The sequence below is a fragment of the Flammeovirga sp. AWQ4_249 genome, assembly GCF_056161045.1.
In genome coordinates, this window is the sequence record NZ_JBSWYJ010000001.1 from 377564 (window position 1) to 393434 (window position 15871).

At 32.7% G+C, this 15871-nt stretch carries 14 protein-coding genes; 8 read left to right on the top strand and 6 right to left on the bottom strand.

The genetic code is table 11. The features are described 5' to 3' along the window. The first annotated feature begins 28 nt into the window (after window positions 1-28). The 4 genes from ACXAHM_RS01490 (at window position 29) to ACXAHM_RS01505 (ending at window position 6284) form a co-directional block, all read left to right on the top strand. Window positions 29-1075 (top strand): pseudouridine synthase, encoded by a 1047-nt coding sequence (locus tag ACXAHM_RS01490; RefSeq protein WP_474958619.1) that lies wholly within the window; start codon window positions 29-31, stop codon window positions 1073-1075. A gap of 179 nt (window positions 1076-1254) precedes the next feature. After that, entirely contained in the window at window positions 1255-2595 is a 1341-nt protein-coding gene (locus tag ACXAHM_RS01495) for an NAD(P)/FAD-dependent oxidoreductase (protein ID WP_474958620.1), read from the top strand. Between the two features lie 232 nt (window positions 2596-2827). Continuing rightward, window positions 2828-5623, top strand: coding sequence for a phosphoenolpyruvate carboxylase (locus ACXAHM_RS01500; protein ID WP_474958621.1), 2796 nt, complete (start codon window positions 2828-2830; stop codon window positions 5621-5623). A gap of 184 nt (window positions 5624-5807) precedes the next feature. After that, on the top strand, window positions 5808-6284 hold the full coding sequence (locus ACXAHM_RS01505) for a SixA phosphatase family protein (RefSeq protein ID WP_474958622.1): 477 nt from the start codon (window positions 5808-5810) through the stop codon (window positions 6282-6284). Window position 6285: 1 nt separating this feature from the next. Here the strand turns inward: ACXAHM_RS01505 and ACXAHM_RS01510 are convergent, their stop codons facing one another. After that, complete coding sequence (locus ACXAHM_RS01510; protein ID WP_474958623.1) at window positions 6286-7068, bottom strand: TIGR01458 family HAD-type hydrolase; 783 nt, start codon at window positions 7066-7068, stop codon at window positions 6286-6288. Between the two features lie 111 nt (window positions 7069-7179). Here ACXAHM_RS01510 and ACXAHM_RS01515 point away from each other — a divergent pair, with 111 nt between their 5' ends. Continuing rightward, window positions 7180-8163 (top strand): Kelch repeat-containing protein, encoded by a 984-nt coding sequence (locus tag ACXAHM_RS01515; RefSeq protein WP_474958624.1) that lies wholly within the window; start codon window positions 7180-7182, stop codon window positions 8161-8163. Window positions 8164-8189: 26 nt separating this feature from the next. Then, on the top strand, window positions 8190-9251 hold the full coding sequence (gene hisC / locus ACXAHM_RS01520) for a histidinol-phosphate transaminase (RefSeq protein ID WP_474958625.1): 1062 nt from the start codon (window positions 8190-8192) through the stop codon (window positions 9249-9251). Between the two features lie 87 nt (window positions 9252-9338). Here the strand turns inward: hisC and ACXAHM_RS01525 are convergent, their stop codons facing one another. The 3 genes from ACXAHM_RS01525 to ACXAHM_RS01535 form a co-directional block, all read right to left on the bottom strand. After that, entirely contained in the window at window positions 9339-10007 is a 669-nt protein-coding gene (locus ACXAHM_RS01525) for a hypothetical protein (RefSeq protein WP_474958626.1), read from the bottom strand. Window positions 10008-10164: 157 nt separating this feature from the next. Next, window positions 10165-10728, bottom strand: a complete 564-nt coding sequence (locus tag ACXAHM_RS01530) for a hypothetical protein (RefSeq protein WP_474958627.1) — start codon at window positions 10726-10728, stop codon at window positions 10165-10167. 191 nt (window positions 10729-10919) lie between these two features. Beyond that, window positions 10920-11405, bottom strand: coding sequence for a DUF255 domain-containing protein (locus ACXAHM_RS01535; RefSeq protein ID WP_474958628.1), 486 nt, complete (start codon window positions 11403-11405; stop codon window positions 10920-10922). An 18-nt stretch (window positions 11406-11423) separates the two neighbouring features. On the opposite strand from ACXAHM_RS01535, the gene ACXAHM_RS01540 reads away from it, so the two are divergent. Beyond that, window positions 11424-11615, top strand: coding sequence for a hypothetical protein (locus ACXAHM_RS01540; protein WP_474958629.1), 192 nt, complete (start codon window positions 11424-11426; stop codon window positions 11613-11615). Between the two features lie 134 nt (window positions 11616-11749). Here the strand turns inward: ACXAHM_RS01540 and ACXAHM_RS01545 are convergent, their stop codons facing one another. Together ACXAHM_RS01545 and ACXAHM_RS01550 are read right to left on the bottom strand one after the other, a co-directional pair. Continuing rightward, complete coding sequence (locus ACXAHM_RS01545) at window positions 11750-12139, bottom strand: hypothetical protein (RefSeq protein ID WP_474958630.1); 390 nt, start codon at window positions 12137-12139, stop codon at window positions 11750-11752. 82 nt (window positions 12140-12221) lie between these two features. Then, window positions 12222-13670 (bottom strand): arginine deiminase family protein, encoded by a 1449-nt coding sequence (locus tag ACXAHM_RS01550; protein ID WP_474958631.1) that lies wholly within the window; start codon window positions 13668-13670, stop codon window positions 12222-12224. 565 nt (window positions 13671-14235) lie between these two features. On the opposite strand from ACXAHM_RS01550, the gene pckA reads away from it, so the two are divergent. After that, complete coding sequence (gene pckA / locus ACXAHM_RS01555) at window positions 14236-15846, top strand: phosphoenolpyruvate carboxykinase (ATP) (RefSeq protein WP_474958632.1); 1611 nt, start codon at window positions 14236-14238, stop codon at window positions 15844-15846. Window positions 15847-15871 lie beyond the last annotated feature (25 nt).

Sequence of the window (15871 nt, forward strand, 5' to 3'; positions counted from 1 at the left end):
CAGCATGTTAAATTTCTAAGTTAATTAGATGAAAAAGCGTACTCCTAATTCAGGAAAGAAAAACTTGAGTCCTTTTAAAAAGTTCATCAAGGAAAAACCAAAAAGAGAAACTTTCTCAGATCGACCAGCTCCAAGAAGAAAGCCTAGTAAAAAGCTTGAAGAAAGATTAAAGGCTAAAAAAGATCAAAAAATAAAAGAAACTATCTATGGTTCTTCTGATAAACAAGTGAAAAAACCTGTTTACGATGTAAAGAAGGTTATTTCTGTTGCTAAAAAAATAAAAGAAGAAAACGAAGAGCCAGAAGTTAAAAAGACCAATGAGGTACGTTTGAATAAATTTATCTCCAATGCGGGTGTTTGTTCAAGAAGGGAAGCGGATAAATTAATTTCAGAAGGTTTAGTAAAAATAAATGGTGAAGTCATCACTGAAATGGGGTATAAGGTAAAACCTAACGACCGCGTGGAATATGATGGTAAATTGTTGAAGAAAGAACAATATGTTTATGTTCTTTTAAATAAGCCAAGGGGATTTATTACAACAACCAAAGATCCTTTAGAAAGAAAAACGGTCATGCAGTTAGTGAAAAATGCTTGTGATGAGCGTATTTATCCTGTAGGACGTTTAGATAGAAATACAACAGGTCTTTTATTATTTACAAATGATGGAGAGTTTGCTACAAAAGTGGCACATCCTTCGAGTAATACACAAAAGATTTATAGAGTGGAATTGGATAAGCCTTTGACAGAGGAGGATGAGATGACACTTCGTGATAGAAAATTTGAGTTAGAAGATGGATCTCCTTATATCGATGGTTTGTCTGTAAATGAAGACGATAGAAGAGAAATCGGTATTGAACTTCATTCAGGGAAAAACAGAATTGTAAGAAGAATCTTTGAACACTTTGGATATACAGTAGAAGTGCTTGATAGAACTGCATTGGCTGGATTGACAAAGAAAGATCTTCCAAGAGGGAAATGGAGATATTTATCTGAGCAAGAAATGATTTCTTTAAAATATTTATCAGGTCTTGATAAAAAGAAGAAAAAATCATCAAAAGACAGAAAGAAAAAATAATAGAAAGCCGATCATTAAGATCGGTTTTTTTTATACAAAATATCTTGATATTTATACTGTTCTAGACAATTAATCTTGTATTTTTATAGTAATAAAATTTATCAAATCATATAAGAGAATCAGAATTATCCTATCTCAATTTTTTATCTGTATTCTCTTCTAAATTGCTATAAAAATATATGGAAAAAGTTATCGATGTACCTGACTTAAAAGTTCCTAGAGTTGTTATTATTGGAGGTGGTTTTGGAGGTTTGGAGTTTGTGAGAACTTTAAAAAATAAAGATTACCAAGTAGTTTTATTAGATAGAAACAATTACCACACTTTTCAACCTTTATTATATCAAGTTGCAACAGCAGGTTTAGAGCCTGATTCTATTTCTTTTCCAATACGAAAACTTTTTCATGGTTACGACAATTTCTTCTTTAGATTAGCGGTCGTTCAACAAGTAGATTTAGAAAATAGTCAAGTGATTACTGACTTAGGTTCATTAAAATATGATCATTTGGTTATTGCTTCAGGTTCAAGAACAAACTTTTTTGGTGATGAGAAAATTAGATATCATTCTATGCCATTAAAGACCGTTGTACAATCTCTACAATTGAGAAGTCTATTATTACAAAATTTTGAGAAAGCATTACAAACACATGATCTAAAAGAAAGATCTGCTTTGATGAATTTTGTAATTGTCGGTGCAGGACCAACAGGTGTAGAATTAGCTGGAGCAATTTCAGAATTAAAGAAATATGTTTTACCTGTTGATTATCCAGAATTAGATGTCAGAAGAATGGAAGTTCATTTAGTGGATGGTGGAGGAAGAGTATTGAATGCTTTATCACCAAAATCTTCTGAAAGTGCGATGAAGTACCTGAAAAAATTAGGAGTGATTCTGCATTTAAATACTATCGTAAAAAGTTACGATGGAGATGTGGCTGTGACAAAAAATGGCAATGAAGATGGTGAGATCTATTCACGTAACTTAATTTGGTCAGCAGGAGTGGAAGGAAATTGTCCCAAAGGATTGGATGCTTCATTGATTACAGAAAGAGGGAATCGAATTTTAGTGGACGAACATAACAAAGTATTAAACCACGATAATGTTTTCGCTGTCGGTGATGTCGCTTGTATGAAAACAGAGAATTACCCTGTTGGACATCCAATGGTCGCGCCTGTCGCAATACAACAAGCGAATCATTTAGCAAAGAACTTAATTAATACGCTAAAAGGGAGAGATTGGACACCTTTTAAATATACAGATAAGGGTAGTATGGCAACTATTGGTAAAAATAAAGCCGTCGTTGAAGTAGGAAATTATAAAAGTTCAGGCCCAATTGCATGGTTTATTTGGATGTTTGTTCATATCATGTCGTTAATTGGATTGAGAAACAAAGCAGTCGTATTTATCAATTGGTTCTGGAATTATTTAAATTACGATAGATCCAATAGATTGATATTCAGTAGATTTAGTAAGACTGAAAGAAAGCAAAAAAGGGACGAAGGAAAAGCAGGTATAGTGATTTAAAACTGAAGTCAATAATTGTGGTGCTAATGATCATTAATATTATCTTATTTAGGTAATTTAGATCATCTTAACTATAGTTAATATTTTGGATATTTGTTGTTGTAAAATAAACAAGGTTTATAAAATTTATTATAAAACTTTAATTTATTTACTTATTTTGCAACTAAACGTAAGTTTGGTTACGTAATACTTAATCGCATCAAATTATCTCATAATATATAAAAAACAAAGAATGGCTAAAGAATCAGTAACGCCGTTAAGTGCGCTAGAGGTTGTGAAAAAGCATTTGGGTAAACCCTATCAGGACTTAGAGTTTTTACTCCAATGTTTAAAAGAAGTTTTAATCGAGAATGGTGAAAAAGAACTAGCAAACGCAATTCCGTGGATCAACGAGAATGCAGCTCCTTTGAAAAAAATTGATGAAAAGCATATGCAGCTTTATTCGATCGTATTCCAATTATTGAATATGGTAGAAGTAAATGGTGCTGTACAATCAAGACGTAAAAAGGAGAATGATTTTGGTCTTGCGAGTGTGAAAGGTTTATGGGGGGAAAGATTAAAAGACTTAAAAGATCAAGGCTATACTCAAGAACAAATTGCTAAAATACTTCCAGAAGTAATGATTGAGCCTGTATTAACAGCTCACCCTACGGAAGCAAAAAGATCAACAGTATTAGAGCATCACAGAACATTATATTTACTTTTAGTACAAAGAGAAAATACAATGTATACTGAAATTGAGCAACGCTCGATTAATGCTAAAATTAAATTAATATTAGATACATTATGGAGAACAGGAGAGATCTTCGTGGAGAAGCCAGATGTAGCTTCTGAAAGAAGAAACGCTGTTCACTACCTTACAAACGTATTCCCTGAAGTATTACCAATCTTGGATCAACGTTTCCAACAAGCTTGGGGTGAAGTAGGTTTTGATAAGGATTTAATTAGAAAAGTTAATAGTAGACCAAGAGTTTCTTTTGGTAACTGGGTAGGTGGTGACCGTGATGGACACCCATTAGTAACCCACGATGTTACAGAAGAAACTTTAAGTATTCTACGTTTGAATGCGTTCGTATTAATTAGACGTTCGTTATTCAATTTAGTGAAAAAATTATCTGTTTCATGTGATATAGAGGATGCTCCTAAGGCATTACAAGATCGTATCACTGTACTTACTAAAGAATTAGGTGAGAATGGTGATCAAGCATTAGATAGAAACGTTGGTGAAGCATTTAGACAGTTTGTAAATTTACTTCTTGCAAAATTACCAGTAGAAGTAAAAAGAGAGCATGCAGTTGAGCTTCAAGAAGACGAGACTAAATATAGAATGGCTCAAGAATTAAAAGATGATTTAGAGCTATTACAAGATACATTATTAGAATACGGTGCAAATAGATTAGCTTATTCTTATGTAAATGATGCGATTAGAGTATTAGATACATTTGGATTCCACTTAGCTCGTTTGGATATCCGTCAAAATAGTGCATTCCATGATAAAGCAATTTCTCAATTATTAAATGCAGCTTCATTAGATGGCGATAGTTATTTAACTTGGTCTGAAGAGAAGAGATTAGCATTTATGAACAATGAATTGCTTTCAAATAGACCATTCACGCATCCATCAGTTCAATTGCCAAATGAGGCAAATGCAGTAATCTCAACTTATAGAGTTGTTGCAGAACATGTGAAGAATTATGGTTCAGCAGGTATCGGAGCGTTTATTATTTCAATGACTCGTTCTGTATCTGACTTAGTAGCTGTATTCTTATTAGCAAGAGAAGCAGGTTTAATGGAGCAAACTCCTGATGGTTTAGTTTGTAAACTTCCTGTAGTTCCATTATTTGAGACAATCGAAGATTTAGATATCTCGCCTCAAGTAATGCAAAACTTCTTGGATCACCCTATTACTCGTCGCAGTTTAGAATATCAAATGCGTGAAAGCGGATCAGATAAACTAACGCAAATGGTGATGGTTGGTTATTCAGATTCTAACAAAGATGGTGGTATCCTTGCTTCACAATCTGCACTTCATACTGCAGAATCAAAATTATATGAGGTAGGTGCAAACAGAGATATTGCAATCAACTTCTTCCACGGTAAAGGTGGTACAATTTCTCGTGGTGCAGGACCAACTCAATGGTTTATTCAAGCGTTACCTCACGGTGGTGTAAATGGTAATTTCCGTTTAACTGAGCAAGGGGAAACAATTGAGCAAAAGTATGCTAACAAGATGAATGCTAGCTATAACATGGAATTGTTATTAGCAGGTTCAGTAGACAATACAGTTAAAGACAACCTTGGTAAAAAGACAGAGCATCCTTTAGAGAATATCATTTCTTGGATGGGTAAAGAAAGTAGAAAATACTACGTTAGCCTATTAGAGGATCCTAATTTTATCAAATTCTATGGTGAAGCAACACCAATTGATGCTATTGAATCATCAAGAATTGGTTCTCGTCCAGCACGTAGAACAGGTAGAAGAACTTTAGCGGATTTAAGAGCAATTCCTTGGGTATTCTCATGGAGTCAAGCTCGTTTCAATATGACTTCTTGGTATGGTGTAGGTTACACTCTTGAGAAACTTTCAAAAGAGAAACCTGAGGACTTTAAGAAGTTAAAAGAATTGATCAAAACAGATCCATTGATCAGATATGTATTCACAAATGTCGATACTTCTTTAGAAGCAACTGACGAAACAGTGATGAAAGAATACGCTGCAATGGTGACTGATAAAGAAGTGAAAGATTCGATCTTGCAAAAACTTTTAGAAGAGTTAGCAAGAACTCGTAAGATGATGGATAGCATCTTGAAAGTATCTTTCGCGGAAAGAAGAAAGAATCATTATTATTCAAGCTTCTTAAGAGCTGAGGCATTAACACCGCTTCATAAGACACAAATCGGATTATTGAAAAAATGGCGTAAGATGAAAGCGGATGAGAAAGCCAATCCAGAAGATGTGGAGGCTGTATTATTCCAATTATTGACGTCAATCAATGCGATTGCATCTGCTCTTAGAGCTACTGGTTGATACTTTAAAACGATCGACTTTAAAAACGATTCTCTGAAAAGGGAGTCGTTTTTTTTATACTATTTTTTAATTGGATTATGATCTTCTCGATTTATTTGACTAAATTCTGTTTGCATTTAAGAGCAATAAAATGCATCCCCTTATAAAACAATTATACTACTTGAATTAAAACTTTATTATACAAATGAAAACTTTACTTCTTATTAGACATGCTGAGGCTGAAAGTGCTTACTTTGGTGCAGATGATAAAAGACGTGAATTAACCCAAGAAGGATTTACAGAAGCAGTGCATTTAGGAAAAAAAATTGCCTCCGGTAATTTTGTCCCTGAAATCTTATTTTATTCGGATTCTGTACGTACAACGACTACAAAGCAGTTAATCTTAGAACAATTAGATATGCCAGAGGAGGCGACTTTTATTGAGCCATCATTTTATGAAGCCAATGTAGGTAGACTCTTAGATTTTATCAATGAGCGTTCTGATCAAGCCGATAGTATGGCAATTGTAGGACATAATCCAGCAATTAGTTTTTTAGCAGAATATTTAACTGGAGACATCATTGGTACAATGTCCCCAGCTGATGCTGTTGTTATTACTTTTGATCTAGACTCTTGGGCTTTGGTATCACAAGGAACAGGCTCTTTGTTGACTAAACTATAGTTTAATTCTTTAATAGGAGAGAAGTAAGCTCATTAAAGTCGTTGACAATCAAGTCGGGTTGTACTTCAGCACGATCAGTCAGCTCTTTTCTGTATTTTCCAGTCTTCACTTGAATTGCGGTTAAATCGGCAGCTTTTGCACCTTGAATATCACCGATGATGTCATCACCAATCATTAATAATTCCTCAACAGGTAAATCAATTTTCTGAATAGCGGAGAGGTAAAAAGATTGATCTGGTTTTCCAATACAAACAGCTTGAGTAGAGGTAGCATATTCTAAACCTTTAATAAAAGCTCCAATGTCTATTTGCAATCCATTAGCTGATTTCCAATAGCGTCCATGATGTAAACCAATTAAATGACTTCCATTAATAACTTTTAGAAACAACTCATTCATTAAATCATAATTCCAATGCTTACCTATATCACCAATTAATATGGCTTCAGGCGAGTCAAGTTCTTTTTCAACCTTTTCATATATCATATTTTTGATAGAACTTGAAGCAAGAACTTCAACATTCTTGTATTTATGATACAACAAATAATTTCTTGCTGCCAAAGGTGGGCTTAAAACTTCACTTTCTTCAACAGGAATTCCTAAGTAGATGAGTTTATGGAATAATTCAGTAGAGGTAATACCTGATGTGTTGGTTACAAATTGAAATTTATAACCTTTATTTTTCAACTTTTGTATAGTATCAGTAACACCTTCAATGAGAACGCCATCGTTGTATAATACTCCGTCTAGGTCACATAGAATGCCTTTGATGTGTGATAATTTCATGATTATGTCTTCTATTTATCTAATTTTAACTAAACATAACATCAAACCCCTTGTTCTAACAATGATAGTACTTACCTATGTTGTATTTTTGTATTAATAAATGAAAACTGAATGAAGCTTACTTCTTCAACATATAGGTTCCTAATTTTGATGCTTGGTGTTGTATTACAATCATGTGTATCTGCCAATATCTCAAAAGAATTTGAAACAGCTACTTTACGCTTTTCAAAAGGAACACCTATGCCTTCAGCTCGAGCTTACATGGGGTATTGTAGTACTCCCAAAAATACATTTGTAGTTGGAGGAGTGAATAAATCGAATGAGCATTACAAGTCGATTTTATCTTATTCTCCAAAGAGTGATACTTGGAATCAAGTGACACCCATCTCTATTAAAGGAGAAAAGCTCATTAATACTACAATTTCTAATGGTACAATGTTATTGTTCAATGGAACATCGGGCAATGTGAATGACCCATTAGCTCCAATTGATATAAACGTTAGAGAGATTACTTATGATCATCGAGTACCTGAGATCAAAAATATTTCTTTAAATCCTCAAGCAATTTTGCGTTCAAGTATTGCTGAATGGAAAGGTGAAATTTATCTTTTTGGTGGTAAATTAGATAATGAGACCTATTCTAATACATTGTTTTCATTTGATATTAAAAAACAAGAATGGAAACAATTGGCCCATATGCCTAAGCAAATGATCACTTACGGCACTGTGGTGGATGGGAAACTTTATGTATTTGGCGGTAAAAATGAATCTCCAATTGATGAAATTTATATGTATAATATAAAGGTAGATCGATGGGTGAAAGTGGGTAAGTTAGCCGAACCAATTGTTGATGCTACTATTACACATCAAGGAGCTAATATTATTATTTTCAGCAATGAACAAATCTTTATCTATAATACGGATAAAGGTAGTTTAAAAAGATACCATACCAATATTGGTAAATTAGAAGGTATGGGCATGACGATTTCTGCTGATAAATTGATTATTTTTGGTGGTGTGAAAACAAATAGTTTAGGTAAGGAGGTATTTTCTTCAACCGTTTATACTATTGATATCAAAAAAATATTACAATAAGTTGTTTATACTAACTCATTCTTATAATGAACAAAACTAACATTGATATTCAATCGTTATTGAGATCGCATATTCGAACATTAACACCCTATTCTTCTGCACGTGACGAATTTGAAGATGTTAATAATCAAAATATATTTTTGGATGCTAATGAAAACCCTTACGGAACTGCCGTAGGAGAGCCTTATAATAGATATCCAGATCCTTATCAGAGAGCTGTTAAAACAAAATTATCTCCTATTAAAAATATCCCTGAAGATCATATTTTTCTTGGTAATGGGAGTGATGAGCCAATTGATTTACTTTATCGAGCGTTTGTAGAACCTCAAAAAGATAATGTAATTATTTTACCTCCAACGTATGGAATGTATAAGGTGAGTGCTGAATTAAACAATGTAAGTTTAAAAGAAGTGCCACTCACAGCTGAATTTGATATTGATACAGATGCTATTCTTCATCAAATAGATGAGAACACTAAAATTATCTTCGTCTGCTCTCCAAATAATCCAACAGGTGGAACAGTAAGCGTTGATAGAATTATCACATTGCTAGAAAAGTTTGATGGATTAGTCGTAGTGGATGAGGCATATATAGACTTTTCAGAACAAGAAAGTTTTATCAGTAAATTATCTGAATATAATAACTTAATCGTTTTACAGACTTTTTCTAAAGCATGGGGAATGGCAGGATTAAGATTAGGTATGATGTTCGCTTCTCCAGGAATAATCACCGTATTCAATACTATTAAACCTCCCTATAACATTAATCAATTGACCCAAGAAAAAGCATTAGAGGCTTTGGATAATGTGGGGAAAGTGGAGGAAATGGTAAAGGAGATATTATCCGAAAGAAAAAGAATTGAAACTGAATTGGATCAATTGTCTATCGTGAAAAATAGATTTTCTTCAGCTTCAAACTTTATATTATTCCAAGTTGAGAATGCGAATAAAGTTTATGATGCTTTGGTGGATAAAGGAATTGTAATTCGAAATCGAGCCAACGTATTGTTATGTGAACAAGGGTTGAGAGTTTCAATTGGTACACCTGATGAAAATAACAAATTTATCGAAGCTTTGAAATCACTATAAATAGAAAAGAGTAACTACCGTTTTATAAAGTAGTTACTCTTTTTCATTTCATTTCACTTTAATATCTTGAGTAAATGGATTGCTGTTCTAAAATCCAAAAACTAAATCTAGTGTAGCACCAAAATTAGGTTCACCTGTTTGCACATCAATACCTGGTGATAAGGTAAATCCTGTACTCCAGTGACTATTTAATGAATAGGCAAGACCAGTCTGAACAATAACAGACCCACCCCATTCTCTGTGTGACTCAACATCAGATGTACTATAATCTGAAGGGTGAGGTGCATTATGTAATTCAACATCCATATAATGCCCTTCAGTACTAGGTACTTCGTGATCATGAAAGCCAAAACTTGTACCAACGCCAACAAAAGTACCCCATCTAGAGTGACCTATTGGAATTTCTCTTACAATTACTGCAGCATAATGCTTTCCAGTAAACTCTACAGTACCTTGAAATTTCATTAAGTGGGCAAAGTATATAGAACCTGTGAATTCGCCGTATCCACTATTGTTATAAGAAACTTCTAGTTCATATCTATGGTGATGTTCTTCTGATTTGTGATCAGCTTCTTTTGCTTCAGTGTGAGTATCTACTCTCCCTTCAACATAACCATCCTTCCTTATCGTTAAATCTTCAGAAGATTCAACATATTCATGGTTGTTGTTAGTTGTTTGAGCAATAACTAAAGTATTTATTCCAAACAACATCGCAATGCATGTAACTAATCGTAGTAAAATATTTTCGTTAATCATGATTGATAGCTGATAATATAAATGAGTAAGTAGACAATATATCTAAGCGTATACAACGCGTTATAGATAACTATTGATACGCAATTATATTAAATATGTTCGTGATTAAACATTTAAAATACCTTAATTTAGACTTATTCGCAGTTGCTTAATCTTGTTAAAAGCCAAACACTAAATCTAATGTCATACCAAAATTAGGTTGATGAGTCTCTACATCTATCCCAGGTGACAACGTGAAGCCTGTACTCCAGTGTTTATCAAGTGAGTAAGCTAATCCAGATTGAAAGATTACATTGCCTGTCCAATCTTTTTGATTATCGTGTGTTTCTGAAGTGGTATGTCCTGAAACAGTTTCTTCTCCATGATGTGTTTCGAAGCCAAATGTAGAGCCAACACCTACAAAAGTTCCCCATTTTGAATGGCCAATAGGAATCTCTCTGACAAAACAACCTGCAAAGTGATGTCCAGTAAGTTCAACTGTACCTTGAAATTTCATTAAATGGGCAAAGTATACAGAACTAGTAAATTCAAAATGATTACCATTATTATAAGATAATTCCACTTCAAAATGGTTTTCATGATGTTCACCTTCTACTAAGGTTTTATCATGTTCATCTCCTTTTTCTTTGTTTTTTTTCTTTCCATCTTCTGCTAGTAGATCTGAGGGCGAAGTAACGAAACAAATAGTTGCTATGATGATAGCATAAAAATATTTAGTCAACACGTCGTAAGTTATGTTTAATTTTAGATAGTCTAATTTTCAAAGCATAAATATGTTCTTTTTAATAATACATCAAAATAATGGCTGTCATTATTAACAATTGTTATCAAATTAATTATTTATTAATAATTAAAATAACATAATATTATTTGTGTATAATCTACATTTATAAACTAATATTTGGTGTAAAATCACTTTTTATAAGTAGAAGGATCAACTGCTTCTGGTGTCCAGCCATTGAGAAATTGTAAAACTTTTGTTCTGTCGTATCCTTTTCCACTCTCTAAAAATGCGGAATTTTGAATGTGTAATACTTTTCCATTTCCATCTAGAATAACAAAAACAGGATAGCCAAATCGTTGAGGGAAAGCTAAATATTCTAAAGCCTTTTCATTTTTATTTTCTTTACTCCAATTACAAAGTACCTCAACGTAATTATCATTCATGATTTTTGTAATTTCTTCATCTTGATATGTAAATTTAGCGTATAATTTACACCAACTACACCAATTTCCTCCTACCTTTACAAAAACATGTTTTTTAGCTTTTTTAGCTTTTTGAGTTGCAGCCTTTATTTCTGACATCGCATCTACTTTAGGGTCATAAATTTCAGATTGAGCATTAGCAAGGAATGAACAAAGGAAAAATATTGTAGAAATTGCATATGATTTAATCATCACTAACTGTTTATATATATGGACTTTTCTCCAGAATATGTTGGGTATTTAGCTTCTATACTATTAATGATCTCATTTGCACTAAAAAAAGTGAGAATGCTACGCCTTGTAAATAGTATTGGATGCTTAGTTTTTGTGGTTTATGGTGTTATGTTAACAGCATGGCCAATAGTTATTACAAATTACAAATGGTTTTATAGCTGTTATTAATATTTTCCACCTAATCAAGTACAAAAATAATGATAAGTAAGAGTATTTTTGAACGAAGTCGGTAAAGACTCTAGATGATTTAATGTTTTCTTGTTTGAAGTCAATTAATTCGAGATTTGGATAGTAATGGGTTACTATTGGTTAAAAGGTTTATTTTTTCTTCTTTTTCTATTGATAATTTTTTTATCAATAACATAAGAAATTAACCCTCCGGAAATACTTCCCCCAAAAGTATATAATAAGTCTTTTCCACTAAAGCCAGAACCATTTTTTATTATACTAATATCTAATAATTCTTTAAATAAACCTGTAGCTGTTCCAGCAGAAATTGCTAAAATTAAAGATTTATTATAAGAGTAGTCAATACTTCTACATGTTGCATAAACACCAGCACTTAATCCTGTTCCCACATATAGGTGTCTAGTTTTATCTTTTCCAGTCCAATCATCACGTGCAAATTGTGCATATGAAGAATGAGTAGAAAAAATAAAAATGAAAAAAAATAGAGAAATAAATCTAAGCATATAAGTAGTATTAGGGTGAATCTTAATGCAATTTACAAAATCATAAATTTAATTCTCTAATAGGATTGTTTGATGTAATTTATTAGTACAATAGATCCCTTTTTAAAGGCATAGACATACAATGTGACCCACCTCTTGCTCTAGATAATTCTGCTGAAGGAAGTAATATTAATGTATCCTCAACTTTATCTGGGGTAATTTTTTCCTCTTTTAAATCTTTCAATAAATCCGCTGCTTTAACGACTTTCATACCATGTTTTTTAAAACCTTCAGAAGTTTTGTCATTACGGTCATAACCAATCACAACGCCTTCTTTTAAAGCCAATACATTGCATGAATCTGTCCATTGTTCACGCCTTCCGTGAGGAAATTTATTATTTCCAGAATAAATGAATTGCGTAGGTTCTTTGGAATGAAGATCATTCATACTGATATCATTCAATAAATCCTCGAGATAATCGAATCGAACAGGATTATTATAATCTTGCCCCTTTATATATTGTAATATTTCAAGTTCGTTCTCACTTTTTGAATTACCTAATGAAGGAATAAAATCACCTTGTTCTTTTCTTAATCCTTCTTTAGAAAATGATCCAAACATCACCCATAGATTTCTTTTTACTTGCGTAAATGTGGTGTCAATATGCATGTAAGCACGTTTGGCTGGAATTTTTACGATCGTCACTTTTTCAACAATATCTCTATTGTGCATCTCATGAATCACTTTACTAGCAGCATGAATTGAAGTTCTTTCACTGACACCAACCAATAAATGATTAGGAGCAACCATCATTACATCACCGCCTTCAATAGTCACACTTTTTTGCTCTTGCTCATTATCATCGAGTAGGAAAAAATCTTCTGGATCAGTAATCTCTATTATTTTATCAGTGTATTCTTCAAACATTGGATGATTGAAGAAGATATATTTCATAATGATAGATTCACGAGTCCTTGCTTTCTTTTTTGGCTTATTCAATAAAATATGATCATTGACTGTGATCCCTAAATCTCTTGTAAAAATAAAGTTAGGAATAGGAGGGAAGATCATTCGTTTGTCAGGAAGAATACCAGAAATCATAGTTCTAGCAAGAATAGTAGATTCTAATTCCATTAATTCATCTTGTAATGAATAGGAAGTTTCTTCATGAGCGCAAATAGAAGCAATCATTCTACTTCTAATATCTTTTTTCTCTAAAATATGTGATAGTAATGCTTGTGGTTCAATGACTTTATCACTATTGAAATAATTTGCTTTATCTGGTTTATAAAAATGCCTTTGTGCTTCAGGAGAGTCTATTTCGTTAATTCTTGAATGTATTTTATCATAATCTAAAAAGTACAAGAGTATTTTAAGGTATAAATCATACTCTTTTTTACGCATTGTATCTAGATGTATAATATCCTCAAATAGCCAATCTTGAGCTTTAGTTGGGATAACTTTTCCAATTCCTTCATCTGGACTATGGATCATTAACCTCCTTAATGTACCTACTTCTGAACCGACATTTATATCTAGATTATTGCTCATTTTATCGTAAAATTATTTTTCTAATTATATCAAATATCTACTATTCAAGATACCTTATCAACAATATGAGCTATTTTTTTGACTCTTTAAAACCTTATTAAAATCATCTTTAAACAATGATAAATATTAATGAATATATTTAAAAATTGTCTTTTTTAAAGAAGGTAGATAAATAATGCTTTTTTTTCTTTTGTTATATTAAACGTAATTTTTACATTTGATAAATAATTCAATCATTAAGTAATAATTTGTAAAAAAAATAAAGGTATTTATTACAAATAAAATTACGGTTAAAAATTTAGCCGTTTATTAACAATTTGATAATCAAGTTGTTTTAGTCCATTTATTAAATACCATTATAGAATGGTGATATTATTCATGGATAATGTTGACGAAAGTCAATAGAGTCCATTTGTAAACATTGTAGTATTATATAGTAATTAAACACAAAGATAAACACACATTTACTACTGGAATTACTATTACTGCAGGTTGTATAACACATAAAGTACTTATAAAATATTGTACTATTCTAATATTTTATTACAAATTAAAACTTACCAATATGACAAAAACACACAAATTAGCCAGTAAACTTTTAGCAGAGTCTAAACAAGTTAGCAGTGACTTATCTGTAGCACAGTTAGTTGCTGATGCAATTAAAAATGGTGAAGGCGTACTTAGCTCAACGGGAGCTATCATGTGCGATACTGGCAAGTTCACAGGTCGCTCACCACAGGATCGTTTTATCGTAAAGGATAATTACACAGAAGACAGAGTTTGGTGGGGTAACATCAACAAACCTTTCCCACAAGATAAATTTGATGGGTTAGCCTCTAAAATTGTTGACTATCTGATAGATAATCAAAAGCTGTATGTCAATAATGTGTATGCTGGAGCAGATCCTTCGTACAGAATTAAAGTGCGCGTTATTACTCCTTTAGCTTCTGTTTCTCATTTTGTAAATAACATGTTCATTGTTCCTTCTGATGAAGAATTAAGATCTTTTGGAGAACCTGATTATGTTGTCTTACAAGCACCAGATTTTAATGCAAACCCAGAACTTGATGGTACCCGTCAAGGTAACTTCTCCATTCTAAATTTTGATGAAAAATCTGCTTTGGTGGGAGGCTCAAGATACACAGGTGAAATTAAAAAAGGTATTTTCTCAGTACTAAATGCATTGTTGGTTGATCAAAATGTTTTGCCAATGCACTGTTCAGCAAATGAAGGAAAGCAAGGTGATTCAGCCGTTTTCTTTGGGCTTTCAGGAACAGGTAAAACAACATTATCTGCTGATCCAAATCGTAATTTAATTGGAGATGACGAGCATGGTTGGTCTGATAAAGGTATTTATAACTTTGAAGGTGGTTGCTATGCGAAAACAATTGATCTATCAAGAGAAAATGAACCTGAAATATGGGATGCCATTAAGTTTGGTGCAACGCTTGAAAATACGCGTTTTTTCCCTGGGACATCTGTAGTAGATTATACAAATGTAAAAGTGACGGAGAATACTCGTGTCTCTTATCCTATTGAGCATATTGAAAACGCGAAAATTCCTTCTGTTTCAGAAACACATCCTAAAAATATATTCTTTTTAACTTGTGATGCGTATGGCGTATTACCTGCCATTTCTAAGTTAACGAAAGAACAAGCTATGTACCATTTTATGTCAGGTTATACTGCCAAGGTAGCTGGTACAGAAGCAGGCGTAACAGAACCTACACCTACTTTCTCAGCTTGTTTTGGTGCTCCTTTCATGCCGCTACATCCTTCAGTATATGCAATGATGTTAGGAGAGAAGATGACTGAGTACAATACAAATATTTGGTTGATCAATACTGGTTGGTCAAATGGTCCATCTGATAAAGTTGGACGTACTAAATTGAAATATACTAGAGCAATGATCACAGCTGCTTTAGAAGGTAAACTGAATAATGTAGAATTTGTCGAGCATCCTATTTTTGGAGTACAAGTTCCTACAGAAGTTGAAGGTGTGCCTAATGAAGCATTAGATGCAAGAGCATCTTGGATAGCTAATGGATTTGAAGGGTATGATCATACTGCCAATGTATTAGCAGAGAAGTTTATTGAAAACTTTAAAAAGTTTGAAGAAGGTCTTGAAGATCTAAGCATTCTCAACGGTGCTCCTAACGTAGGTGTAAAAGCCTAGTGGAGATATATTCTATTAAATGCAT